The 23,983-nt window shown below is 65.1% G+C and carries 22 protein-coding genes and 1 pseudogene; 8 read left to right on the top strand and 15 right to left on the bottom strand.

Translation table 11 applies throughout. From position 1 onward, the window contains the following. The first annotated feature begins 51 nt into the window (after positions 1–51). Positions 52–1,163: pseudogene (locus R2733_24500) on the top strand (IS630 family transposase). Positions 1,164–2,717: 1,554 nt separating this feature from the next. Then, positions 2,718–3,971 (top strand): ISL3 family transposase, encoded by a 1,254-nt coding sequence (locus tag R2733_24495; protein ID MEZ5379681.1) that lies wholly within the window; start codon positions 2,718–2,720, stop codon positions 3,969–3,971. Positions 3,972–4,130: 159 nt separating this feature from the next. Here the strand turns inward: R2733_24495 and R2733_24490 are convergent, their stop codons facing one another. Both R2733_24490 and R2733_24485 read right to left on the bottom strand, forming a co-directional pair. Then, the gene (locus tag R2733_24490; protein ID MEZ5379680.1) at positions 4,131–4,388 is read right to left on the bottom strand and encodes a hypothetical protein; all 258 of its coding nucleotides are present in this window, start codon (positions 4,386–4,388) and stop codon (positions 4,131–4,133) included. A gap of 178 nt (positions 4,389–4,566) precedes the next feature. Then, on the bottom strand, positions 4,567–5,496 hold the full coding sequence (locus R2733_24485; protein MEZ5379679.1) for an isoprenylcysteine carboxylmethyltransferase family protein: 930 nt from the start codon (positions 5,494–5,496) through the stop codon (positions 4,567–4,569). 317 nt (positions 5,497–5,813) lie between these two features. Here R2733_24485 and R2733_24480 point away from each other — a divergent pair, with 317 nt between their 5' ends. Together R2733_24480 and R2733_24475 are read left to right on the top strand one after the other, a co-directional pair. Continuing rightward, positions 5,814–6,881: a hypothetical protein gene (locus tag R2733_24480; protein MEZ5379678.1), complete on the top strand. Its 1,068-nt coding sequence runs from the start codon at positions 5,814–5,816 to the stop codon at positions 6,879–6,881. Next, positions 6,875–7,327 (top strand): hypothetical protein, encoded by a 453-nt coding sequence (locus R2733_24475; protein ID MEZ5379677.1) that lies wholly within the window; start codon positions 6,875–6,877, stop codon positions 7,325–7,327. The genes R2733_24480 and R2733_24475 overlap by 7 nt, the downstream gene beginning before the upstream one ends. Before the next feature lie 66 nt (positions 7,328–7,393). On the opposite strand, the gene R2733_24470 is transcribed toward R2733_24475, so the two are convergent. From R2733_24470 to R2733_24440, 7 genes are all read right to left on the bottom strand, one after another. Next, on the bottom strand, positions 7,394–7,990 hold the full coding sequence (locus R2733_24470) for a hypothetical protein (protein ID MEZ5379676.1): 597 nt from the start codon (positions 7,988–7,990) through the stop codon (positions 7,394–7,396). A gap of 248 nt (positions 7,991–8,238) precedes the next feature. Continuing rightward, positions 8,239–8,943: a hypothetical protein gene (locus R2733_24465; GenBank protein MEZ5379675.1), complete on the bottom strand. Its 705-nt coding sequence runs from the start codon at positions 8,941–8,943 to the stop codon at positions 8,239–8,241. Then, on the bottom strand, positions 8,940–9,407 hold the full coding sequence (locus R2733_24460; protein MEZ5379674.1) for a sigma factor-like helix-turn-helix DNA-binding protein: 468 nt from the start codon (positions 9,405–9,407) through the stop codon (positions 8,940–8,942). Before R2733_24460 ends, R2733_24465 begins: the two co-directional genes overlap by 4 nt. A 368-nt stretch (positions 9,408–9,775) precedes the next feature. After that, entirely contained in the window at positions 9,776–9,919 is a 144-nt protein-coding gene (locus R2733_24455) for a hypothetical protein (GenBank protein ID MEZ5379673.1), read from the bottom strand. Between the two features lie 199 nt (positions 9,920–10,118). Next, positions 10,119–11,639: a sialidase family protein gene (locus tag R2733_24450; GenBank protein MEZ5379672.1), complete on the bottom strand. Its 1,521-nt coding sequence runs from the start codon at positions 11,637–11,639 to the stop codon at positions 10,119–10,121. After that, positions 11,636–12,136, bottom strand: a complete 501-nt coding sequence (locus R2733_24445; protein ID MEZ5379671.1) for a sigma factor-like helix-turn-helix DNA-binding protein — start codon at positions 12,134–12,136, stop codon at positions 11,636–11,638. The genes R2733_24450 and R2733_24445 overlap by 4 nt, the downstream gene beginning before the upstream one ends. Positions 12,137–12,473: 337 nt before the next feature. Next, complete coding sequence (locus R2733_24440; protein ID MEZ5379670.1) at positions 12,474–12,713, bottom strand: hypothetical protein; 240 nt, start codon at positions 12,711–12,713, stop codon at positions 12,474–12,476. A gap of 511 nt (positions 12,714–13,224) precedes the next feature. Between R2733_24440 and R2733_24435 the strand changes: the two genes are divergently transcribed. The 3 genes from R2733_24435 to R2733_24425 all read left to right on the top strand — a co-directional run bounded on the left by R2733_24435 (position 13,225) and on the right by R2733_24425 (position 14,802). Then, complete coding sequence (locus tag R2733_24435; GenBank protein ID MEZ5379669.1) at positions 13,225–13,665, top strand: hypothetical protein; 441 nt, start codon at positions 13,225–13,227, stop codon at positions 13,663–13,665. Beyond that, positions 13,628–14,242, top strand: a complete 615-nt coding sequence (locus R2733_24430; protein ID MEZ5379668.1) for an RDD family protein — start codon at positions 13,628–13,630, stop codon at positions 14,240–14,242. Before R2733_24435 ends, R2733_24430 begins: the two co-directional genes overlap by 38 nt. A 230-nt stretch (positions 14,243–14,472) precedes the next feature. Continuing rightward, on the top strand, positions 14,473–14,802 hold the full coding sequence (locus R2733_24425; protein ID MEZ5379667.1) for a hypothetical protein: 330 nt from the start codon (positions 14,473–14,475) through the stop codon (positions 14,800–14,802). A gap of 46 nt (positions 14,803–14,848) precedes the next feature. Here R2733_24425 and istB read toward each other — a convergent pair whose 3' ends face one another. From istB to R2733_24400, 5 genes are all read right to left on the bottom strand, one after another. Then, complete coding sequence (gene istB, locus R2733_24420) at positions 14,849–15,625, bottom strand: IS21-like element helper ATPase IstB (protein ID MEZ5379666.1); 777 nt, start codon at positions 15,623–15,625, stop codon at positions 14,849–14,851. Further along, the gene (istA, locus tag R2733_24415; GenBank protein ID MEZ5379665.1) at positions 15,622–16,833 is read right to left on the bottom strand and encodes an IS21 family transposase; all 1,212 of its coding nucleotides are present in this window, start codon (positions 16,831–16,833) and stop codon (positions 15,622–15,624) included. Before istA ends, istB begins: the two co-directional genes overlap by 4 nt. A gap of 901 nt (positions 16,834–17,734) precedes the next feature. After that, a complete protein-coding gene (locus tag R2733_24410; protein MEZ5379664.1) occupies positions 17,735–18,040 on the bottom strand; it encodes a hypothetical protein in 306 nt (101 codons plus the stop codon). Between the two features lie 522 nt (positions 18,041–18,562). Beyond that, the gene (locus tag R2733_24405; GenBank protein ID MEZ5379663.1) at positions 18,563–19,021 is read right to left on the bottom strand and encodes a DUF664 domain-containing protein; all 459 of its coding nucleotides are present in this window, start codon (positions 19,019–19,021) and stop codon (positions 18,563–18,565) included. Positions 19,022–19,162: 141 nt separating this feature from the next. Beyond that, positions 19,163–19,474 carry an antibiotic biosynthesis monooxygenase gene (locus tag R2733_24400; protein ID MEZ5379662.1) on the bottom strand — a complete coding sequence of 104 codons (312 nt, stop codon included), beginning with the start codon at positions 19,472–19,474 and terminating at the stop codon, positions 19,163–19,165. A 106-nt stretch (positions 19,475–19,580) separates the two neighbouring features. Here R2733_24400 and R2733_24395 point away from each other — a divergent pair, with 106 nt between their 5' ends. Next, positions 19,581–20,522 (top strand): helix-turn-helix domain-containing protein, encoded by a 942-nt coding sequence (locus tag R2733_24395; GenBank protein ID MEZ5379661.1) that lies wholly within the window; start codon positions 19,581–19,583, stop codon positions 20,520–20,522. 289 nt (positions 20,523–20,811) lie between these two features. Here R2733_24395 and R2733_24390 read toward each other — a convergent pair whose 3' ends face one another. After that, a complete protein-coding gene (locus R2733_24390; GenBank protein ID MEZ5379660.1) occupies positions 20,812–23,982 on the bottom strand; it encodes a LysM peptidoglycan-binding domain-containing protein in 3,171 nt (1,056 codons plus the stop codon). Between the last annotated feature and the right edge of the window lies 1 nt (position 23,983).

Below are 23,983 nucleotides of genomic sequence, written 5' to 3'. Positions count from 1 at the left end.
ACGTGCCTAGTGGTTCGTCGTTAAAATAGCTAGGTAGGCTAGGGTGGCAAGATGCCGGTGATGGTTGCTGCCCCGTTGGTTGTGTCGCCCAAGCAGCGGCTCGAGTTGGAGAAGATCGCACGCTCCTCGTCGTTGCCGCATCGCAAGGTGCGTCAGGCGACCGGACTGTTGTTGGCGGCTGATGGGGTCGCGAACGAGGAGATCGCGAGACGGTGTTCGGCGTCTCCGGACACGGTGCGCAGCTGGCGTCGCAAGTTCGAGGCCGGTGGTGTCGAAGCGGTCGGCACAATCGCTCCGGGTCGGGGCCGCAAACCCGTGATCCCTCAAGCGGTGGTGGACGGGATCGTGCACGACACGTTGCACACGGTTCCCGATGACGGGTCGACTCAGTGGTCGACCCGGTCGATGGGCGAACGGTTCGGGGTCGGCAAGGACACGGTCGCCAAGATCTGGAAGGCGAGGAATCTGCGGCCGTGGCGGGTCGACACGTTCAAGTTGTCCAACGACCCGGCGTTCGAGGACAAGCTGGTCGACGTGGTCGGGTTGTATCTGGATCCGCCCGAGCGGGCGGTGGTGTTCTCCTTCGATGAGAAGACCCAGTGTCAGGCGTTGGATCGGACCCAGCCGTCGTTGCCGATGAAACCGGGGCGGGGTCGGACGATGACTCATGACTACAAGCGGCACGGGACCACTGATCTGTTCGCGGCGTTGAACGTCGGGACCGGTGAGGTGTTGCATCAGACCCGCCGGTCGCACAAGTCGGCGGACGTGTTGGCGTTCTTCAAGTGGATCGATCTGCACACGCCCCAGGATCTGGAGATCCATGTGGTGTTGGACAACCTGTCCGCGCATTCCGGGCCCGAGGTTCGTGAATGGTTGGCCAAGCCCCGTCAGGCGCGGTGGCATCTGCATTTCACGCCGACGTCGTCGTCGTGGTTGAACCTGATCGAGGGCTGGTTCGCCCAGTTGACGAACAAGCGGCTCAAGACCGGTTCGTTCTCGAGTCTGGATGAGTTGATCGAAGCGATCGATGTGTGGGTGTCGCACTGGAACGACGATCCGAAGCCGTTCGTGTGGACCAAGACCGCCAACGACATCATCGACAAACCCGACGAGGCCGAGCAGCCCTGACCACCCGAACCAATTCCGCGACACACCACTAGGCCGGGCATCGGGTCGAACTTCGTCTCATTGCGCACCCAGACCATCTGCCGTCTGACTATGAAGAGGATCCAGCACAAGGATGAGAGGACGAAGACCGGGAGGGTCCTCCAGCTTCTGACGAAGGCTCTTGGTACAACATCGCAAGGTCCATCTCGGATCCGACCTCCGCTGAAGTGAAGCTACCGGTTCCCAGGTTCTGGCCCTTGGCCACAAGCCGGCGATCTGGGATGGACTCCTGGCCTGGATCGGCCGGGGTTCGGGGTGTTTCGTCGTCTGCGTCTTCGCCGATCTCGCTCGGCTGGGCTCCGTGGTCCGCGGTGCTCAGGGGTGGTTGTGCTGCTCGCTCGGGCAACGTTCGCGATCGCACCCGGTCCAGGGTCGATGACGCTGGTGCCCGGTGGCGCTCACTTTCTGGACGGTTGGGGTTCGTCCGCGAGGCTGGCGCGTCGACGGTGTTCGCGAGACATCAACGTCTTATGATCGCGGTGTCCAGGGAATCGTTTTGGCCAAGCAAGGTAGACGAACTCTCGATCGAACCGTTCGTTCCGGGTCATCCGCCAAAGCGGATGTCGAACGACCATCGGAACAGTCACCAGCGTGCCGAACGACATCGCGATGGCGAGAAGGCCGATCGGCGCGCCACCGATAAGTCCCACGACTGCGTAGGGAGCAAGGATGATGGCCATTCCCAACAAGTAGCTTCCGAACGGGCTCACGACCGAGAGCCGCTGCAGCGGGTTCGGTGAGGCCCCGATTGGTCCGCGTGTCGAAGTTGATGCCGTCTCGGCCGGAGACGAGACAGCCACGTCGGGATCGGGATGGCTGCCTGGAAGCCATGTCGGCCACGACACGTACCGCACGAGACGCGAACGGCGGTCTAGATGAGCGGGGCGGCTGGCGGACGAGAGTGCGTACTTTGCAGCGAGAGCTCCGAAACCGGCAGCGAAGCACTGGAAACCGGTCGACGCACCGAGGAACCCGATCGCTGGCCATCCGAACAGCCACCACGCGGCGAACAGACGGACGAGGTATGGGTGTCCGGCTTCCGACCGTTGGATCGGGTTCGGTGACTGGCAGGCGGGGCCGAACTCGACCGACCGTTCAGAAGTCATCGGCGTCACCACACTCGAGGGCAGCCAGCGATGCGCAGCGAGCGGCCCCGAAGCGGCGGATCGCTGGTGCCGCAGTGGCGGGAGTCGCTGGTAAGCGATTGTGATCATCGAGCGCACGTCTTCAGTATCGGGCGTCATCGCCCTGCGCTGAACCATCGCGCCCGACCCCTGGAAGACGCAGCCCTCGAGCCGGCGGTATGGGGCAGGGACGAGGGGCATGAGCGCTGAGCAATAAGGGGCAGTGCGCCGCTCGCGTACGTGCGGATATCGCGTGGATCCAGGCGGCAAGTCGGCGCTTCGCGTCTGAGCGGGGTGTGTGATCTGGTGGGGATCGCCGGCGCGGTTCAGGAGCACCTGCGAATCTGAGGGTGTCTAAGCCGTTCGGATTCTGAGGTGCCCCTGCAGTGTTCAACCCTACGCGCGTGCGAGCTGCTGGTCGGCTTGAGCGCGGTCAACATCGTCGACGTCACCGAACCGCTGCCCGGCCGGCTCGAGGTCACCGTCGAATCGATCATCGAGACGCCGGCGTGTCCGCAATGCCGCGAACGGGCTTGGGTGAAGGACCGGCCCGTGGTCGAACTCGCCGACCTGACCTGTTTCGGACGGCCGGTGAGGTTGCGGTGGCGCAAGCACCGCTTCTGCTGCCCCAGGATCTGGTGCCAGCAGCGGTCCTGGACGCACGAGGACCCCAAGATCGCAGCGCCCCGGTTGTCGTTGACCGACCGGGCCGCACGGTGGGCCACGGTGCAGGTCGGCCGCCACGGTCGTGCGGTCAGCGATGTCGCCGCCGAGCTTGGTGCTGACTGGCACGCCGTGAACGACGCCGTGGTCGCCTACGGGCAAGCGCTCCTCGATGCCGATACCGACCGGGTCGGCACGGTGGACGCGCTCGGGGTCGATGAGGTCTTGTTCGCGAGGCGGGGTCGGTGGCGGACCCAGGCGTGGTCGACCTCGATTGTTGATGTTGCCCGGGGTCAGTTGATCGATGTGATCGAGGGCCGCTCATCGATCGGGTTGTGTGAATGGCTTGCTGAGACGCCGCCGTCGTGGCGGGACACGATCTGTTGGGCGGTGCTGGACCTGTCGGGTCCGTGGCGGCTCGCGTTCGACACGATGCTCCCCGACGCCACCCAGATCGCGGATCCGTTCCACCTGATCAAGCTGGCGAACCAGCGTCTCGATGAGGTCCGTCGCCGGGTCCAGAACCAGACCCTCGGGCACCGGGGCCACAAAGACGACCCGCTCTACCGATGCCGGCGGCTGCTCACCATGGCTGATGAACGCCTCGACGAGGATGGTCGAGCCAAGCTGTTGGGCCTGCTCGACGCTGGGGACCCGCACGGTGAGGTCCGCAACGCGTGGCATGCGAAAGAGACGGTGCGCAGCATCTACGACATCGACGACCCCGTGCTCGCGGCCGAGTTCGTCGAACGGCTCGGTCACGATCTCCAAGACCAGGACTGCCCGCCCGAGATCCAGCGTCTCGGGCGGTCGATTGTCCGCTGGAGCAACCAGATCTCGGCCTGGCACCAGGCCCGGGTGTCGAACGGGCCGACCGAGGCGGCGAACAATCTGATCAAGAGGGTCAAGCGTGTGGCGTTCGGGTTCCGCCAGTTCACCAACTACCGGATCCGTGCCCTGCTCTACGCCGGCCGACCCAACTGGGACCTACTCGCCACCATCACACCCCGCTGAAACGCGGAGAGCCAGCAAGTCACTGAGCGCTGACGTTCGGCTACCGCCGATTCACGGCGTCATCGACTAGCAGAAACCAAGCCCCACTCGATCAGCGCTTCTTCCCAGATCACAAGTCGGTGCGCTTCGAAGTAGTTACGCAGCAGTTTTCGGACGTGGTCATTTTTCCAGTTGCTCGTCCGAATCCATGAGGGTGATGAGATCGAGCGAATCGGCAGCATCCATTGATGCAATAGCGGAAGGGTCTGGGCTGCAACACCCATAGCCATCGAAGGAGATCCTCACGACGAAGAGGCGCCCTTCGTCGTCGAGCGAGAAGTCAGCGAACGCGACATCGCCGAGAGCAAGCGAGTACGCACAGGGCCGGGTCGACCCCTCCCACCGATGTCGACTGATTGCGAAGTTGGCGGCATACATGTGACGGAGAGTATGTCGCGACCGGATCAGTCCGAAGCCAAAATTCGCGCAGAGTTGGCGTTCAGGTCCGATCACTCACCCGACCCACGCGCTATCCGGCAGACCGAGCGATACGGCCGCCGACCCGTGGTGGGTCGGCGGCGATGGCTCGACGACCGGTGGCCGAGCATGGTCGAAGCTAGGAGGAACGGGTGGGAACCCAGCATCGGGTGGTGCTGCGGTAGCGGTCGTAGTCCTCTCCGAACCGGGCTGCGAGGTCGGCCTCCTCCACCGGCCGAATCACGAGGTTCCACAGCACTGCACCAACCCCTGCCAGTGCGATCACGCTCCACGAACCCACGACAGCGCCGATCGCCGCGGTCTGGGCTGCGCCAGCTACAGCCATCGGGTTGCGGACATACCCATAGGGGCCGCATGCGACGAGTCGCCGTGCGGTCTCGGCTGGGAGCGGTGTGCCCCGGCCGACCAACGCCATCGTGAGACACGACCACAAACCCAAGGCGCTCCCCGCTGTGAAGACCAGCCAACCAATCCAATCGCAGGCTGGGTGCTGCAGCGCCGGCAATGAGACTCTGAGGCGGTGCTCAGCAGCGGCCACGATGATCGGTATCACGGCGAAGAACAGCGTCCAGAACACGACCAGCTGAGCGAGACTTCGTCGCACATTTGTTGCCTTGCTCGACACTGTCGCCGGGTGGAACGCGAACGGGCCGACGAAGAACCACTCCGTCGGTAGACGCCCATGCCATACCGTCAAGGCGGAGACGGCGGTGCCGAACGCTGCGACCGTCATCGCGACAACACCCCAGCCAGCGGTGCGCTCGATCAAGCCGTACACGAGTAGAGACGCGGTGACGCTGATCGTCCACACTGTCACGACCGTCGATGCAGCACGACTGCCGGTGAGTGCTGCCCACAACGAACCCAGGACGAAGAACGCCACGTCGGGTCCGACGAGCAGCCATGGATCCCATCCACCCAACGTGAGTCGACGGACGTCGTCGGACGCGAACACCGAGATCCACCAGATCGCGCCCGCTGCGGCCTGCGCCCCGAAGTACCAGCGGGCTCTTGCTACGGCGGCGACGACGCCGCTGGATCTAGCCACGTTCGCAAGCGTGCCCGGAATGTTCCGACCCTCCACCCAAGCGTCGAGCACCCGAACGGTCCATTCACCGATGTCTCCCACGTTCGAACGCAAATGCGTCGCCGAGCCGGCGTTGTGGGGCGTTGTCCGGCGCTTGAACAGTGAGTGGTAGGGGACACGCGTAGGTTGGGGTGGATCAGCCTCGTCGGGCTGGTCTGCCCCTGATGGGTGTTGCTTGTATGACGCCGCGTTTTCATCCCGTCCCTCCGTTGCCGACCGATCCGTTCGACGCGGGCGACCCGGTGTCCATTGATGGTGGGGCCAGTTTGACGGCTTCGATGGACTGGATCGATCAGACGCATGCCGACCTCGTGTGGGGCGCTATCCACGAGATCGCTCCCGGAGCGATCAGGTCGACCCGAGCGCCGGATGTCACGGGACTGACGGAATACGGCGACGAGTTCCATCTCGGGTGGCGAGACAGCGAGGTTTCGTGGCCGCCAAACCAACTCACCATTCGACACCACGGCGAGCACTCCACGATCAGGATCGTCATCGCTGGCAGCGACGGCGGCCGACTCGACCCGCTCGCCGACGCGCTGGCCGAGAAGGGTCTGCGTGGTGGATGGATCGCCACCGACGTCGCCCGAGCCCCACTCTGGCGAACAGAGATCGCGAGCGGCTACGAAGCCGGACCCGGACGGCTCACCATCGACCAACTCCCGCTCTACCCGCAACACCTGTGGCTGCACGAGACCCCGGCAGCGGCGCTCGATGTCGGACTCGCTGGCAAGTCGATGCCGATCAGCGACGGCGTGCACCTGACCGGCACCCGTGACCAGATGCGGTCGGTACTCCACCCACTCAACGGTCTGCTGTCAGTGGTCGCTCGTCCGGCGTCGGCCTACTGGCTCGAGGGGCCAGTGGCCACGGCGTTCGTCGCAGCCGACACCTACCAGGCGCTCCAGGAACGACAACGGGGCGAACACACTCGCCAGGAGGTGTCGCTGGTGCGCGTCCCCCTCGTTCCCGATGGACCGCTGGGGGTGGTTCCCGAGCGTGACGAGTTCTTCGCCGATCTCACCGTGGCCGCACATCACCTGTTGACGACCGTGCGTCGTTGGCTCGCAGCGACCTGGGATCATCCAGTCGACCCGGCATCCGATTTCGTGTCCACCGACCTACAGGTCGACGGCAACCGGTTCACCTTCGGGCTTGCGGGCGACCTCACCCCGACCCAGTCGAGGTTCCTCCGAGCCGCCCTGCAATCCGATGCTCGGCCACTGTCACCGCGTCGCCTCTTTGCGATGTTCGGGATCACTCGCTGGAAGGAAGAGGTCGAGAAGGCCACACGAGATCTCAACCTTCCCGCAGCGGCCTCCTACCGAGAGCCGTACCGGTGCTGATCGCCCGTTGCCACCCGAGCCCTCTCGCTCCCGGGCTGGCGACGGTCCCGATCAGCTGGATCGTCGGCTCCTTCACTTCTGCCATCGTCGGTGTCGTGGTTCTCGTGGGTCTACTCGTCATGTTGGCGGTGCGCTGGTCTCGACTCACTGCCGAGTTCGTGCCAGGTTCGCTGCTGGTGCGGGGGTGGTCGACAACGACGTGCTATCCAGCGGCGGAGTGGGTGCTGGTCGCGCGCTATCGGAACCGCACGACCGACATCTTGAGTTTCGTGCTCCGGTCGACACGCTCGACAACGGTCATCGAGATCCCGGCACTACGCAACGTCTGGCTGATCAGCGTGGGCAGCCGCAGATCGACCGACCAGCGCATCGTCGCGGCAGCCAAGGAGGCCGGATTTGGGCTCGAAACCGAGGGCGCCCTGAGGCGATCCCCTTGGCGGTATTGAACTGCGGCTGAGGCTGCGACCTGCTTGACCTGTACGCCATGCCAGCGTTGGGTCACGCCCACGACCTCACACGCTCTGGACGTCGATTCGCCGACGGAGTTCTGCTGCCACCAGTTCCACCTGCTTCGCCGAGAGTGAGAGGGTGATGCGGACCTTCTGCCCGTCGTGCAGTGTGAAGGTCAGTCCGGGGCCGGCCTGGTCGTGCCATGCGGATCGGGTCGAGATGGAGGCAACATTGGCGAGCCCGAAATGGAAGCTGAAGGTCAGTGCTTGCTTGCTGCCGGTGGGCCGGGCGGTGATCTGGACGGCGGTCTCCGACACGAGGAGGTCGATCGGTAGCCGGATCATGTACCGATGCAAAGGGGAGGTGAGCACGTTGCGGACTTGGCTCCTCCATGGTTCGGCGAGACCCTCAGCACCGAGCGTGCCGCGGAACTCGAAGCGGCCACCGTCGAGGAGCTGCGACAGGTTTCCCTCAGCCGTCCAGCGTTGCCCCAGCATGAGAAGACCCCAGAAACAACCGACTGCAAACGCATAGCTCGTCGCCGGCCCGGCGCTGCCCGCTCCGTACGCGAAACCGATTCCCAAACCCGTCGTTGCGATCAGCGCAGCGCCGTAGATGAGGAGCCTCGACCGAGAACGAACCCCATCGAACCTGTTCATTCGATATCTCTCACGTCGACCGAGTCTCGCCTCTGCCTCGCAGCCGATCAACAAGCGTCACTCCCACGCATCCGCCGACAAGACACGCGAGAACTCCGTGCCGGTTGCCGACGCGCTGCGCCATCGCCCGTAGGCGTCCTCGAACCGGCAGTCGGGGGCGTTGTTTGGCGTTCTGGCCGTGAGTGGTAGGGGGCGCGCCCCGAGGGGGTTTCCAGCCCGGGCCTGTCGATGCCCACTGGCTGCTGACCTCACCCTTGGTACCTGGCTCCGAGGATGATGGCGATCTGCGGGGTGCTGCCAGGTTCGAAGTCGAGTGCTGCCCACACGCTCGGATCGACCGCTTGTTCGAGGCGGGTGGCATCTGGAAGTCCGAGCCGGTCGAGGTCGGCGCAGTCTGCGCCTTCGCTCAGGACCCATGTCACGGCTTCCTCGACAACGGCAGCGTTGCGCGGCTCGAGCATGGATCCCGACAATGTCGGATCCTCAACGATCGCGGTAGACGCTGTGTCGGTCGCTTTGCCGGCGATACCGCTCCTACTGGATGCGTTGTAGACACGAATGAGGACCGAACAGTCTTTCGAGAAGATGACGCCAGACTCGACCATTGGACTGGTCGACGCGTCGCCGCCGGTCTGCTGATCCAGCACCGAAGTTGCCGAGGAGGGATCACCGGCGGCGATGTCGGTCGGCTTGATGTCTGGTCGGTTGAAGGCGAGCAGCGCCCCGACCGCCACGCCGACACAAGCAGCTGCGACGGCGAAGACCTTGCGTGACCGTCGGCTTGTCGGCGTTGAAGGCTCAATGGACGTGATGTCGGGATCCAGGGGGCCGACGGGGTCCAGGTTGGCGGCTTCGAACGCATCGAAATCGGGGGTGGAACCGTAGTCGGGCGCTTTGGCTGCTAGAGCACGGCGAAGGAGTTCCTCGGTTTCCTGGGGGGAGTCAGTGGTCATTGCACTGCCTTTCGGAGTTGTCGGAGCGCCTGTGTGATGCGCGGCCCGACTGACCCTTCGGGCCAATCGAGCGCGTGAGCGATCTCCTTGTTCGAGAGCTGGCCGTAGAAGCGCAGGACCACTGGCGCCCGCAGGTCGAAGGGGAGCTGTGCGACGGCGTCCCACATCGTGTCGATCTGACCGTCAGGGTTTGGTCGGGGAGGAAGCAGGCTCAGCGCTCGTTCACCGGTTCGTGTCCGTTGAGCCGTGCGCTTGCAGCCGTTGAGCACGCACCGGTTGAGGTATGGGCCAGGATCTTGCAGGTCGCCCCACCGCTGCCAGATGGCAATCATCGCGTCCTGGACCACGTCGGCAGCTGCAGTCTTGGATCCGACAATCAGACCAGCTCGCCGAGTCTGCTCGGTGAACTCCTTTTCGTAGAACGCCCTGAACGCAGCGCGTTCGTTGTCGGCCGTCGATCCCAAAGTGCTCCTCGGTCCCTTGGCAAGTATCTCCACACCCCATCCATCACTGAACAGACCGAATCGATACCGAAATCTCTGTCTCGTCCGTACGAAAGTCGCTCAGCCAATAGCTCCTCCTGCATGCAGCAGGCCGGCGTGGCGCTGATCATGCCCCCTCCGAAGCGCTGTCGCTGAGGCAGCCGAATGACCCGTGCCCCAATGTCATCGAGCCGGCGAGTTGGGGTGAAGCGCCCCGGTGCCTCGGCCGTGAGCGTTTTGGGGACACCTTGCCGCTTCCGCCGCTACGAAGCCAGCATTGCCGACCCCTATCTCATCGATGGTGGTTGCCTGAACCTGTTGCCAAGACATGTTGATGGAATCGCAGACGGTCACATTTGGCCGGAGCCGTGCGGTGCCTTCCCGAAGTTCTCGCCGTGAGCGTGGTCGATTCGACTGCCTGAGCCGTCGTCGGCGAATACTCGCCGGAGCAAAGCACGCCATGCCTGGAACACCTTCGCAGCGATACTGAACATGGCGAGACCGTAGTCGGCTGTTGGCGGTCGACTGCAGAGTTGCGTCACCCGCGGCCGGCGGTCGAGGACGTTGGTACACGGTGCCGTGCGTGAGTGGTAGTGGATGGCGCATGGTTGGTCGATCGGGATCGACCGCAGGACTGGTCGACGTTGGGCCGAGATTGGTGGTCGTGGTCGTTGCTCTGGTCGCTGGGTCGGGTTAGTTGCGGACGGTGGAGAGGGTCCATACCTCTGTCGGTTCGGCGACTGGTGGAACGGGTCCTGGCTTGTTGGTGGCGAGGACTGGCGTGATGGTCACGTAACCGTCGCTGGTCGCTGCCGGCACACCTCCGGCGCGGCCGGTCGGGTGCTCAAGCCGTTCCACGGGCCCGCCGTCTGCGCTGATCCAGCTGACCCCCTCGTACCCGTCGTCGACCTCGATGAAGGCGGCGACGACGAAACCGTCGGGGCCGACGGCAAGTCCCGGCCACATCCACGGGCGGTTCTCGGTTGCATCGATCGGTCGTTCGTCCCATGCGATGCCGTCGCTGCTTTCCCACACCACAAGCTGATACGAGCCGTCGAGTTGGTCGGTGGTGGCGCTCTGGTCCTGACGGATACCGAGGCCGATCAGCCCGTTGGGACCAGTTTGGACATCGGTGAGTTCGCCGAACGGGTGATCTGACGGCCGATGGTCGATGGTGCCGGATCGCCACGTGTTGCCGTTGTCGTCGGAGTACCAGAGTCCGGGTCGCTGGTTGAGGCTCCCGGCGGAGCCGACAGCGACGATGCGTTCGCTTGTGCCGGTATCGGTGGTTGTCATCGAGCTCACCACCGCATCATCAGGAAACCCCTCGGAATGGACCTGTAGCCATGTGACACCGTCGACCGAGCGCCACAGCTGCGGGCCGACGGGAGCGGCCGCTCCTCCTGAGATCGCCAAGAACCCGTCTTCGGTCCCGACAATCGATCTCACTGACCGGCCAGCCGAATCGCCGGGCATGCGCCCGGCCGTCCAGTTGATTCCATCGGTGGTCGACCATGCGGCGGCGGTGATCGACGTCGACGCCGGATCTCGGTACCTATAGCCGCCGATGACAACGGTTCCATCGTGCTCGGCGATCGTCCACAGTCCAGCAGCGAGTGGCCGCGTGTAGCCGACGGGTCGGCTCTCGACGTCGCCCCAGAGATGGTCCGGGTCAGCGACCCGGGTCCAGGTCTGACCGTCAGCGGACCGCCACACCGCCCCGGTGCTCGCTTGGTCGCGTTGTTCGGCCCCGATCGCAAAGTAGCCGAGAGCCGTGGACCTGACGGCGGTGACGAAGATCCGGTTCTGCTTGATTGGTTGGACCAGCACGTCCGGCGTGACCGAGGGGGCGGGGTCGAACGCGTCACCTTGGTCGATCTGCACCCATCTGCCCGCAGCCGCCGGGTCTGCCGATCCGACCGCAGCAGTTTCTGGAGACGTGCTGCGTTGAACGACGGCGACAACACCAACGAGGATCAACATCACGGCGGCGGCGTACAACCAGCCGGGATTCCGCGCCAGGGCGGGCTTCCGGCCAGGCAGTGAACCGGCATCGTGCGCGGTTGGAGTGTCGAGGTCATCGAGCGTCATATTGTCGGTGTCGACAGGTTCGAAGTCGATGAGATCAGCACCAGAATGCATGCGGTGGCGGAGCTCGTTGAGCGTGATCGGGTCGCTGTTGTAGTAGTCGCGGAGTTGTTGCTCGAGGGTCATGTGTCTGCTCCCAGGCGGCGGCGAAGGTTTGTGAGACCACGTTCGTGATGGTTCTGCAGCGACGTGCGGGCAATACCGAGCACGTCCGCTGCCTCTGCGTGGGTGAGACCGAATCCGGTGACGAGGACGACAGCCTGGCGCTGGCGGGCGGTGAGCGAGTCGAGCGCGCCGGCCAGGCCCGGCTCGAACCTGTCCGTAGCCGATGGCTGCGTCGCCCAACCGGTGGCACGCTTCGTTGATCGTTGCCGTTGGCGAACGGCCCACCGCTCACCAACTCGATAGAGATAGCCGGCGGGGTTGTCGAGTTCTGCGACCCGGTCCCACCATTGCCAGCCGTACATGAGCGCTTCGGCGGCTGCTTCGCGGCCCAGATCGTGGCCGAACCCGGCCGCAAGCGCCCGACGGAGCAGCGGCTCATGGACGGCGAAGAACTCCTCGAAACCCAGCTGCCCGCTCGACGTGTCGAGTCCAGCACCGTCGGGGCGATCAGCGATCATGTTGGCAACGTCGAACACGGTGACACCGCGGCCTCCCAGGGACTGGAACAGGTCAGATACCAATCAAGGCAGCCAGCCGCCGATCTGCACCACACCACCCCAACGAAATCGGCAGCCCCACGACAAGGCCGCATCGCCAGCCAACCTCGATGAGGACCGTCCGGTGTGGCCAGAACGCTTGGGCGTCAGGAAGGGTCCGAGTCGCTCTCGAGATTTGTTCACACTCATCGAGTCAGACGCAGCGGGAACTGGCCGCTGCCTGGCCCGCCAGGAGAAACGGAATGCCTCAGGCATGTGTGCATCGACGTGAGGGACCGGACGATAGGACTCGGGCTGTTTACATGATGGCTCGGTCTCGACCAGCTCGCTCGACACGCACGCTGTCGACCAACGCCTCGAAACGGTGATCGCCAAGCACCCGCAACACCACCGCAAGGTAGGCAAGCCCACTGGTCTCCTCGACCAGTTCGACCTGCATGCCAGGGGCAAGATCGTCACTCAGGTCCGCGCCGGCAACAACGAATTGGGGTCCTGGGGCTCCGGGTGTGAACGATGCCGCAATCCGCTGGGCTGCCATTGCGTCACAGTAGCGGTCGTCTGGGTTCCATCTCGATCAGGTCGCTGATCCGCCGGCGCCCGCAACCACTGCATGTCTGTCCGTCTCGATGCGCCCCACGGCCGGCGGTCAGGGACGTTCGTTGAATGGTGTGCGGCGAGTGGTAGGGGACGGTCGCGTGCATGCTCGGTAGCTTCCTCATCCGGCTTTGATTTGGGCCGATGGTGTGCCACGACCTCGGTCCGATGATCATCGACGATGGTCATGGGGCGGCAGGGTCTGAAGGAATCGAAGCGATCAAAGCTCCCGATGTCACATCGTTGGATGGGTCTTGGTCGGCACAGATGGTCCGAAAGGGTGAGTCCGGGTGCAGTCGAGTGATGTCGCCGAGAGCCGACAACTGCGCGGGCCACGCCGGTGGATCGGTGACCATCGACCGGGCGCCGTGAGGTTCGTATCGGACAGCGGGCTGTTCAAGTCGTTCCGATGCGGACGCCGGGTAGCCGCCGTGGTCATTCCGAACGATCCGAACGTGACGGTCAGATGTCCCGAGATGGGCCAGTGCGTGCTGAGGTGCGGCGGGGAGCAACTGGTGGTCTCGTCGCTCGGCATCTCGAGTCGAGAGCGGGCCCACCTCAGCTCGAACGGGCGGGTCCCGCTTCGATGGTTCTTTCGATCTGACCACCAGCCCATCGAGATCGACCGAAACGGCGGGGTCATTCGGTTCTCGACCGATTCGGTGGAGGTCCGGCCCCGCCTGTTGGGTCTCGACCTGCTTGCCGGTGACGTTCTCGCTGCCCGCTACCGGTTGGGGTTTCTGTGGGTCCCGGCGGCAGAAGTGTTGACCATGCGAGAGCGGCTGCTGATCATTGGGCTGTTTACCGGGGGTCGGGTCGACTCGTTCTCCGGGTTGTTGTGGTTCGTGATCGCCTCGAATGTTCCCTGGGCCACCCAGAGCGATCGCTTCCGATGATTTCTTCGCCAGCGACGCGAGACGCGGTTCGATGACTCGGAGAGATGGCAAGCGGCCGTCGAATCGTCCGCCCCCGCCAAGCGGGCCCGCTGCCTCTTCCGGGCCGCAGCGGGGTCGTTTCGTCGGGCGTCGACTGGTTGCGTGGTGGCTCGACACGACGATGTTGGCAGCTCTGATCGGCTGGAGTGGCGTCGGGAGCGCGACCGGGCGTTGGATCACCGGCCTGGTCGTGATCGTGGTCGTCGACTGGGTCGGCGTCGCCCGATTCGGAGCGACCCCGGGCAAGGCCCTTGTTGGGCTGCGGGTAGCGCCCGTCGCGGCCGATGCTCTCGGCTGGTCTCGGGCAGCGATTCGAACCGCTGTCAAACAGCTGCCGACGGTGTTCTATCTGGTGGCGCTGGGTCTGCTGGCGGGTGAGGTGTTGGTGTTGACACGAGTGGTCAACATGGCCCTGACCATTGCGATGCTTGGCCTGTGGATCTACGTCTTCGGTTCGGTCTTGAGCGACGTCGATGGCAGGGGCCGTCATGACAGGCTGGCGGGAACGATGGTGCAATCGGTCCGCGGGGTCGGCTGACAATTGACCGCCCGGGCGTGCTCGGCAGCGAATCATCCAGCGGAGCCACGAGAATGAGCGAGCCACCTGACCGGCGTTTAGGGGCGGTCTACTGGCTTCGATCAACGGGGATTATGGGACACCCCACCGCTCGCGTATGTGCCGTCCTGCTCGGATTCGAAGCCTCGGAGCAATGAGCGATATGCGCACCGGAGCGGGCAAATGGTTGGCCTCGGTGCAGACTGGTCGATATGAGCAGCTACATCGACTGGCAACCCGATCCGTTGCCTGCGGGATGGAGGATCCTGGACCAGCCGCGGCGCCAACAACTCGTGAGAGAGCTCGCAGTCGAGCTGTCGAGCGGCCACCGGCTTTTCGGACAAGTTCTCAGTCCTGTGGCGGGCTGCATAGGTTGCGACGACACTTTGGTCTTCGTCGAGGACGAGACGCGGTGGGCGATCGTTCATCCGACATGGAAGGGCGGGTCCGAGCAGCCGCCATGGCCGCACTGCGAGGTGTTCGACGCGGCCATGCCGCGTTCTGCGATGACTTCTCACGTGTCAACGTCGGCTGAATTTTGACCCCCTGGCGTCGGCCGAAAATTGACCCCCTCGGTGGGTCCGGTGGTCACTCTGTGTCGTTGGTGGTGGGTCCTCCTCTGCCGAGGTCGCGGTCTTTGAGCCGGTAGCTGTCGCCTTTGAGGTTGATGATCTCGGCGTGGTGGACGAGCCGGTCGATCATGGCCGCTGCGACAACGGGGTCGCCGAACACTTCGCCCCATCTTCCGAAGGGTTTGTTCGAGGTGACGATCACGCTGGCTCGTTCGTAGCGGGCGGACACGAGCTGGAAGAACAGGTTCGCAGCGTCGGACTCGAACGGGATGTAGCCGACCTCGTCGATCACGAGCAGCGGGTAGCGGCCCAGCCGTCGGAGTTCGTCGTGTAGCGATCCGCGGTCGTGTGCCTGGGCGAGGCGGGCGACCCATTCCGCGGCGGTGGCGAACAGGACCCGATGCCCGGCCTGACAGGCCCGGATACTGATCCCGGTGGCGAGATGGGTTTTCCCGGTGCCGGGCGGCCCGAGGAACACCACGTTCTGTCGGGCTTCGATGAAATCGAGGACACCGAGATGGGTGATCACGTCACGCTTGAGTGAGCGTTGATGGTCCCAGTCGAACTCTTCCAACGTTTTCCGGGCCGGGAACCTGGCGGCCTTGATCCGGAGCTCACCGCCGTTGGCTTGGCGGGCAGCGACCTCGCGTTCCAGACACGCGGCCAGGAACTCCTCGTGGGTCCAGTGGTCGTTGCGTGCCCGCTCGGCGAGCCGGCCGACCGCGGCGGCCAGGGTCGGGGCTTTCAACGCCCGGCACAGGTAGTCGAGATCTTTCGACGCTGTGGTGGTCATGACGCGAGCCGGTCATAGACGGCCAGGTCGCGTTCTTCGACACCAGCATCGACCGGTGCGGCAACGACGGCGGCGGCTTCGGCGCGCATGCGGCCAAGGATCCGGGAATGCTCGGCGGCCAGGATGCTTTGATGGCTGGCGAGGCAACGCCGATGCCGGGCGATCACGGTCTGATCACAGGTGACGATCACCTCATCGAGCGTGACCGCGACGTTGACCCGCCGGCCGACGAAGCGTGGGTTGACCGAGTAGTCGTTGGTGTCGACCCGCACGTAATGATCACGAGGGAGCCGGGTGCTGAACCGCAGCGACACATCAGGCAGAACCGTCGGCAGCGTCAGCATCGATCCCCGGTCTTCGAAGATCGCGTCCGCTGGCCGTTGCCGGGTCGTGGCATGAACCCGAACATTGGCCCGCTTGGTCAGCCAGGCGACCAGCTGGGTGTTGAAATCGGCGACACCATCGAAGGAACGGCCCGGCAGGAAACTGGTCTCGAGATAGCCGTTCGCCCGCTCCACGATCCCTTTCGCTTCCGGATCGGCCGGGCCGCAGAGACGGAACCCCATCCCCAATGCTCCAGCGAACGCCCGGGTCGGGTCAGTCAATGACTGGGTGCCGTGCCGCCAACGACCGATACAGCCTTCCTGGTCCCAGACCGCGGTCCGGGGAACCCCACCGATCTGGCCCAACACCTGGTTCATGCCGCCCAACACGTCATGGGCCGCCCGCGACGGGATCATCCACGCCCCGATGAACCGGGAGAACCCCGGGACACCCACCACCGTCCAGAGCCGCTCGGCCTGGCCGTGACCGACCGGGATCTCCACATCCGGCTGCCACAGATCCCATTGCGCCAACTCGCCCGGCCGATACGTGGTGCGTTGTGCCGGGTCCGGGGCCACGAACAACGGCCGCAGCTCACGGACCCGGTCACGCAACACCGTGATCCCATACCCCCAGCCGATCCGCTCCGCGATCACTGTGGCCGGCATATCGGGGAACTCGCCCAACAACCGGCGGATCTCCGGCTCCACAGCGTCGACACGCGATCCCGGACCGTCACGCCGATACGCCGGCGGTTCCGGCGACCGGACCGCGGTGCGCACCGTGTTCCTCGCGATCCCGAGCCGTCTCGCGATCGTCTTCACCCCCAGCCCTTCAGCGAAATGCAGCCGCCGGATCTCTGCCCAGTCTTCCACGCTGATCATCCTCCAAGTCTCCCGACGCCAACAGCGCCAGGCATCGCAATCCATCACTACCCGTGGTGGACCCGACCAGAAGGGGGTCAAAATTCGAGCGTCGATAAGGGGTCATTATTCAACCGACGCTGACATCACGCAGAGCACGTCGACACCACGGAGCGATAGACATCTCGACTCGCGAGGCTCGTGCGACGCTTCGCTTGGCTGGTCGCGGGCAGGGGCGCTATATCGACACTGGTCGGAACTCCTGAGAACCATCCGATTGCCGGCAATACGGTCGCGTCGAAGCGCTCAAGAATGTGCGTCGCCGTCCCGGCGTTGGGGGGCGGTCGTCGAGGGAGGAGCCGTGAGCGGTAGGGGGCGGTCGGTCGAGATCGGCCGGGCCAGTTGTGGAGGATGGTCGTGCGCGTCGCTCCGAACGTGTCGGTTCCTGCTGCCTACCGTTCGACTAGCTTGAAATCTCGCCCGGCTTCGGCCAGTTCGTTCGCGATGAGTTCTCGCCGCTCAGATCTGAAGAACCCAAACGGCCCTTGAGTGACGAAACCGAACGTTCCGACGTAAGCGTCGGAATTCTCGAAGTGGACGAAGTAGCCGACGTACACCGTGGTCGAACCGTCATCGAGACAAAAGGACGTCCTGCGAAAGAAGTTCCGGACAATCACCTGGCGCGGACGGAACTCGACGTAAATGAACCGGGAAGCCCATCGCATCGCCACTGCGATCTAGAGCAGCCCAGCAACGAGGATCCGTGTTGGCATCGACTCCCTGTCGTTGCTGGAGCTCTCCAACAAGACCAGCCCAGCCACGCAGAGAAAGAACGCAGGCCACGTCCACGCAAGACCGCTGTAAAACTTGCCGACCTGCAGCTTCCGTATCCCACGATCTGACACTCGCGGGACGCCGGGTTTCACGAGCCTGCAGTTGCTTCTTCGAGGGTGACATCCTCGAAATCGACAGAGTCGGCGCCACCCGCAGCGAAACCCTGTGTCTTCTGGATCTTCAGCTCGTAGACCCTTGACTCGCCGGGTTCGAGGATCCCTCGTCCGGGAGGAAACCCGAGGGTCGTTTCGGATCCGCCCTCGAGATCGGTGCTGTGCACACCGCCGATGATGAGCCCCTCTTCGCCTTGGTTCTCGACAACAGCCCACCACCAGCCGTCAACGAGGTAGAAGGCTGCACCAAGGCGGCCTTCGTCGCTTGTGAAGGCGAGCACAGCGTTAGCAGGCAGAACGGGATCGCTGTCGGCGGCCGGAGCCTGCGTGGTGGACGTGGATGTACTCGTCGGCACTTGGGTAGTGGGGGCCGTCGTAGAGGACACCGGCGCTGACGATTGATCATCTGAACCCGCGGCGGTTGCGTCTCCGCCGCAGGCTGAGAGCGTTGCGCTGGCTAGCGCCAGCGCCGCGACCCTGCTGAGAGGGTTTCTCCGTGGACGGTCAAACGTGGGCATAGGCATCTATCGGCGTCGGCGACGCTTGTTTGAACACGCTCGATCGCTCGCCAAGCGGCCAAACGCCGATCACCCGTGTAACCGGCGTTTAGGGGCGGTCTACTGGCTTCGATCAACGGGGATTATGGGACACCCCACCGCTCGCGTATGTGCCGTTCCCGGACGCTGCATGCCGCTCGGACAGCCCGGTGATATCGAGCGCCTTTGTCGCCAGCGCTTCAGCGAACTGGAGGCCGCCCGAGCGCGTCTCGAATCAGGTCGGCGTGCCCGGAGTGCCGTGCGGTCTCATCGATCATGTCCGCAAGGAGCCAACGGAGATTTGACCGGCTTCTTGTCGAACGACAGCAACGCCGCCAGCGTGTCCATCGACGCGCACGCTGCCGTGGCGGTTCGGCTCAGCTCGCACGCTGCGACGTACAGGCCGAGGAGTTCCTCGGCGCTGTCGTTGTCGGCTGAGTGGAACGACCACTCGTGCGCATCTCTGTCGTCGACCGAACGCCTCGGTACGGGGAGCTCGAGACCGAGCAGCTTGTGCTGGAACCATCGATCCTCGGCGAACGAGAGGTGCTTGACCAACCGGCCGATCGTAAGGTTCGTTGCCGGGAGCGGCCGAGCTTGCAGCTCATCGGGTGTCAGGTCGGACGCTTGGGAGACGACCGCTCGACGTTCTTCGTCCAGACGTTCGGTCAGACCGAGGCGCTCCGATGACAGCTGAAGATCGGCAAACCGCTGTGGCGGACTCATGCAACGAGTCTCGCGTCATGCGGCCCGCAACCGAGCGGCACCAACAAAGGCTGCCTCGCTGGTCGAACCGAACATTCACGAGCAGGTCGGCGATTGGGGCCTGCCGCTCGGCGGGGCTCGACCCTCTCGAGTGGTGGCGGACTACGGGAGTTTGGAAGCGAGGACGTCGGCGGGCAGGATCTCGGGCGCTGCGCCGAGGAGCTGCTGGTTGGCCATCAGGGCTTCGACGATGGCGCCGTTGGCGTGGGCGTCGCGAGCGGACTCGTCGGGAAATGCGTCGAAGATCCAGAAGGTGTCGGGGTGGGTTCGGACCGCGAACCAGACGATCGTTCCTTCTTCATCGTTGGCGAGTTCGACAGCGCTGGCGAGCAGATCGCCGAGCGCGTCGTGCTGTCCATCGGCCGCGACGATCTTGGCGACGAAGGCGTACGGGAGTGATGTGGGTGTGGACACGGTGGTCTCCTTGCTTGCGGGGTTGTTCGTATGAGGAGTCCAACGTACGACAAGCAAGAGGGCGGTGGGGAGTGGCGCATACGGCAGCATTGCTACCGTTCACGCCATGCGTTTCGGACTGATCGCGCTCGATGGCTGCTTCGGCTCGGCGGTCGCGTCGGTGATCGACATCGTGCGGGTGGCCGACGGAGTCCGCGGCGATGTCGACCCACACATCGACCCGATCGAACTCGCCATCATCGGACCGAAGCGACGGGTGACCACGACGACATCGATGACCCTGTCGGTGGAGCACCCGCTGTCCGAGTCCGGCGACTTCGACGTCGTCATCGTCCCTGCGCTTGGAACCCTCACCGCCGCCGCCACCAACGACGCGCTGCAGAGCCGAAATGCTCGTTCGGTCATCGAGTCACTCGCGCGGCTCGACGACGCGACCACCCAGATCGCTGCGGCGTGTACCGGCGTGTTCACCGTCGCCGAGACCGGACGGATGCACCACCGGCGGGCGACGACCAGCTGGTTCCTGGGGCCCGAGTTCCGAACGCGCTATCCGACCGTCGACCTCGATCTCGACACCATGGTCGTGGTCGACGGAAACCTCATCACCGCCGGCGCCGCCTTCGCCCACATCGACCTCGCACTCTCACTCGTGCGATCGATCAGCCCCGACCTGGCCCAGCACGTCGCCAAACTGCTCCTCATCGACGAGCGCCCGTCGCAGGCGGCCTTCGCCGCCTACGAACACCTCCGCCACGATGACCCGATCGTCGTCGAGTTCGAACGCCTCGTGCGCGCCCGCCTCGACGAACCGCTCGACATCGCGTCCGTCGCGCAGTCGCTCGGCACCAGCCGGCGCACCCTCGAACGACGAGTCCGCTCGGCACTCAACCTCACTCCGCTCGGCTTCGTCCAACGTCTTCGCATCGAACGGGCTCGGCATCTCTCGGCAACCACCGACCTCAACTCCGCCGAGATCGCCATGCGGGTCGGCTACGCAAACGCCGAGACACTCCGCTCCCTCCTACGCAGACAACGACGCCGATCGTGAGCCCAGCGCCACGCGCGTAGCCGGTGTAATAGAACTCCGTTCGGAACCGGAACCGGCACTGCGCGTCGAAGCCGATGCGGCGTCCCTGGCCGATCACTCGACACATGCACAGCGCAGCGATATCCGCTCACAGCGTCTGCCGCTGTCACCTATTGTTTGGCGGCGCCCGTCGTCGGAACTGCCCCCGACCGGCCGGATCAGAGCGCATATCTACGACGCCGATAGGTTCCGGCCCGTCCGATAGCCGGCAATCCTGAGCACGGCAGGGTGACCGATATTCTCGGAGGGCTCAGGTGTCGGCGGTGTCCCGGCCGCGTCCCGGCGTCGCCGTGAGCTGCTCGAAGAGCGCCTGGGTCTCGGGCTGGACTTCTTCGGCGTAGCCGTACGACTCGGCGGCTCGCTGTGCCTCGTGGAAGGCCTGGACGATGCCATCACGGTCGCCGGCCTCATAGGCGGCCTGCATTCGCATCCGGTACAGCGACTCCTGGCCCTCGACGATGGTGAGACCCTTGCGGGCGGCCCAGCGGGCGAGGTCGCAGTCGCCGGAGGCGAGGGCGAGTTCACCGCAGCGGTGAGCGGCGTCGACGAGAGTCGTCTCGATGAGCGTGTAGATCGTTGGCTCCCGGAGCAGCCACGCGTAGGCGCTCGGTGGTGCGTCGGCGGCGATGTGTCCGTCGATGAGCTCGCAGGCTGCCTTGAGGTAGGCGACCTCGTCGGCCTCCGCTGCCCCCTTGGCGGCAGCGACCAGCGCCTCGACCCGGTGCCAGTCCATGCCGACTTCATCGCTAACTGCGTAGGTTCCACTGTTGCGGGCCGAGTCGAGCCGAGCGTTGCCGTCGGCATCGATGCCAAGGAGGGTCCGCACCTTCGTGATGGCGTTGTCACCGGCAGCCCGGCTGTTCGACCGGGGCCAGAACTCGTCGCGGAACCGCTCGCTCGACACGCTGCGGTGGAAGGTGAGGTAGACGATGATCGCTTCGAGCTTCGCCGAGGCTGAGTCGGCAAGTCCCTCGACTGTGGGCTTGCGGCCGAGGATCGTCACTTCGACCGGCCGGGGTTCCATGATCTCGGCGATTCGGTCGAGCGCTTCCTGGCTTGGACTAGCAGCTTCGCCTTCGGCGGCCGGTGCTTCAGGTGTCAGGTCGATCACGGCGGTGGCCGAGCCGTTGCTCGTGCCGTCGGACGACTCTGCGTGATCGGCACTGCGGATCTCGTCGGCCCATGCCTCGGCTGGCGGGCTGGTGGAGGTGTCGGACGCGTTGGCGATCAGGTGGTCGACTGCGTGCAGGTCCACCGCTGCGAGTGAGATCGGCACGAAGCTGATGCCGAGCGGTTCGATCGTTCCTGTGCCGGCTTCGAGAGCGATCCGGTGCTCACCGGCGAGAGGGTGAGCCGAGATGACCGCGAGGGGCGAGTACGCCAAGTCGGCGACTGGAGCGAGGTGCTGGGCGACACCGGCCAGTTTTGCCCCAGGCCCGATGACGACGACGGTCGGGTGGTAGACCTCGCCGTGAGCGACGCGCTCCTCGTAGGGGCTCCGGTGGAGCGACGAGGCGATCCGCTTCATGCGCTCCCCGGCCTCGCTGGCCCAGGCGACCGGATCGGCCGGCGATGTGACCCGGCTGAGTTCATCGTTGGAGAGCCCGTCGATCCCGATGGCGACGATCTCGCACTCTGTTCCCCACGGGGAGGAGCACAGTGCGGCGACGAGGCCTCGCTCGAATGCAGCCACTTCCTCGACCGACCCTTCGATCGCTGTCGACCCGAGTTGCTCGAAGTCGACGAGCAGATTGCCCGCGTCGGTTGCGCCGACTGGGCACAGGGCGGGAGCGAAGGGGTGGGCGTCGTCGCCGAACGCGGCTTCCATCATGCGGGCGTCGAGGTCCGAGTCGAGCTGCCATGCGGACTTGTCCGGGGTCGCGGGAACGAACCCGGCGACGGGCTCGCACGGGTCGTCGAGCAGCAGCTCGAGGCCGAACTGTCCGGCTCGGGCTGCGACGATCGCCGGGATTCCGGTGTCGGACCTCTCCAGCTGGTGGCTCAGGTAGCGGTTGACCGCAGCCAAGTACCTGACGTCCTCGCCGTCCACACTGATCGAACGAATCCGTCGCTCGAACGATGCCGCATCGGGATCGGGCGGATCGATCGTCGTACCAGGTCGCCGACGGGCCGCTTGGATATGACGCAGGCGGCGAAGCGTGAAGAGCAGCGTGCCACCGAGCAGTGCGATGCCCCCGGCGACGACGCCGACCGGCTTCGCCGCGTCAAGTGCCCGATCGATCCTGTCTTCACCGGCGGCCGGTTCGGTCGCAGGAGCGGGTGCAGGCTCGGGCAGCGTCGACACGGCCGTTGCCGGAGCGCTTGTCGGAGCCTCGAACGGTGCAGGGCTCTCCTGGGGTGGAGCGGGTGATGTCGGGACGACTGGCGACTCGGAGGCCTCCAGCGGCGCAGCCGGCGTTGGGGCCTCCGGCGGGGCGCCCTCGCTCGGGACGATCGGTGTGTTGCCGTTCAGGTCGGGGGCGAGGTCCGGGCTTGGTGGCGGTGCCGGCAAGACGAAGCGCTGATCGGGGTAGATGAGGTTCGGGTCTTCCGGTGGCAGGAGCCGGTCCTCGTTCGCTGCGACGATCTCCGTCCAGTACGGGGTCAGCTCGGCATCAGTCGGGGGGCGACCCCATGCGTCGGTCAGCGCCTCGTCGGCGATCGCCCAGAAATGATCGCCCTTCTCGACCACGACCTCCGACGACGCATCGTCGCCGATCTCAACCAACGACGTGGGCAGGACGGCGTCGCTCGGCACTGCCAGGTTCCATCCGGGTCGGACCATGTCCGTCGACGCGCTGATCACCGTGCCATCGCTCATTCGGCTTTCGACGTTCAGAGTTCGGATGTCCTTCCATCGCAGTCCGTCGCCGAGCAGGTCGTCGGCGATCGACCACCAGGTGTCGCCCTGGCGGGTCACATACCGCTGCGATGCGGCGACTTCCTGCACGTCCGGATCGGGCACGTCGGCCGTGTCCTCGGCTGTCGCAACCGGGAGCTCGAACTCCGCGGCGACGGCGGGAATCGGAGCGAGGGGCGTTGCCATCGCAGGGCGGATCGGACCAACGGCACTGACCAGCAGGGTGGTCCAGGTGGCGAGCTTCGCTGCGAGGAGCCGCACCGCCGGCAGCGTCGGGCTTCGGTGCGCTGCCTTGCCTCGAAGAATCGTGACGTACTCGACGAGCGTGGCGACGGTGATCTGTGCCCACGCCATCCACACGATGAGAGCGATCAGCTTGAGGAGGAAGGCGTCGGGGATGTCGCCGTCGCTCAGGTGGCGCCCGACGGTCTCGAGCCCTGGCCACGCAGTCGGGAGAGGCCAGCCCACGATGGTCGCCAGCCCGACCGGTAGGCCGACGAGAAGGCCGAGCGTGAGGGCGAGGCCGGCGAGGCCCTTGATGAGATCGGTGATTCGGTGCATG

The sequence above is a fragment of the Acidimicrobiales bacterium genome (assembly GCA_041394265.1).
Taxonomy (GTDB): domain Bacteria; phylum Actinomycetota; class Acidimicrobiia; order Acidimicrobiales; family SZUA-35; genus JBBQUN01.
Note: the sequence above shows the minus strand (reverse complement) of the source record. Positions and strands in the feature narration are given on the sequence as shown.

Bases quoted from the DNA above. Each gene is read 5' to 3' on its own strand.
- R2733_24490 (MEZ5379680.1), bottom strand. From the start codon at position 4,388: ATGTATGCCGCCAACTTCGCAATCAGTCGACATCGGTGGGAGGGGTCG.
- R2733_24480 (MEZ5379678.1), top strand. From the start codon at position 5,814: ATGGACTGGATCGATCAGACGCATGCCGACCTCGTGTGGGGCGCTATC.
- R2733_24470 (MEZ5379676.1), bottom strand. From the start codon at position 7,990: ATGAACAGGTTCGATGGGGTTCGTTCTCGGTCGAGGCTCCTCATCTAC.
- R2733_24465 (MEZ5379675.1), bottom strand. From the start codon at position 8,943: ATGACCACTGACTCCCCCCAGGAAACCGAGGAACTCCTTCGCCGTGCT.
- R2733_24455 (MEZ5379673.1), bottom strand. From the start codon at position 9,919: ATGTTCAGTATCGCTGCGAAGGTGTTCCAGGCATGGCGTGCTTTGCTC.
- R2733_24450 (MEZ5379672.1), bottom strand. From the start codon at position 11,639: ATGACCCTCGAGCAACAACTCCGCGACTACTACAACAGCGACCCGATC.
- R2733_24445 (MEZ5379671.1), bottom strand. From the start codon at position 12,136: ATGATCGCTGATCGCCCCGACGGTGCTGGACTCGACACGTCGAGCGGG.
- R2733_24440 (MEZ5379670.1), bottom strand. From the start codon at position 12,713: ATGGCAGCCCAGCGGATTGCGGCATCGTTCACACCCGGAGCCCCAGGA.
- R2733_24430 (MEZ5379668.1), top strand. From the start codon at position 13,628: ATGTTCCCTGGGCCACCCAGAGCGATCGCTTCCGATGATTTCTTCGCC.
- R2733_24425 (MEZ5379667.1), top strand. From the start codon at position 14,473: ATGAGCAGCTACATCGACTGGCAACCCGATCCGTTGCCTGCGGGATGG.
- istB (MEZ5379666.1), bottom strand. From the start codon at position 15,625: ATGACCACCACAGCGTCGAAAGATCTCGACTACCTGTGCCGGGCGTTG.
- istA (MEZ5379665.1), bottom strand. From the start codon at position 16,833: ATGATCAGCGTGGAAGACTGGGCAGAGATCCGGCGGCTGCATTTCGCT.
- R2733_24405 (MEZ5379663.1), bottom strand. From the start codon at position 19,021: ATGAGTCCGCCACAGCGGTTTGCCGATCTTCAGCTGTCATCGGAGCGC.
- R2733_24395 (MEZ5379661.1), top strand. From the start codon at position 19,581: ATGCGTTTCGGACTGATCGCGCTCGATGGCTGCTTCGGCTCGGCGGTC.
- R2733_24390 (MEZ5379660.1), bottom strand. From the start codon at position 23,982: ATGCACCGAATCACCGATCTCATCAAGGGCCTCGCCGGCCTCGCCCTC.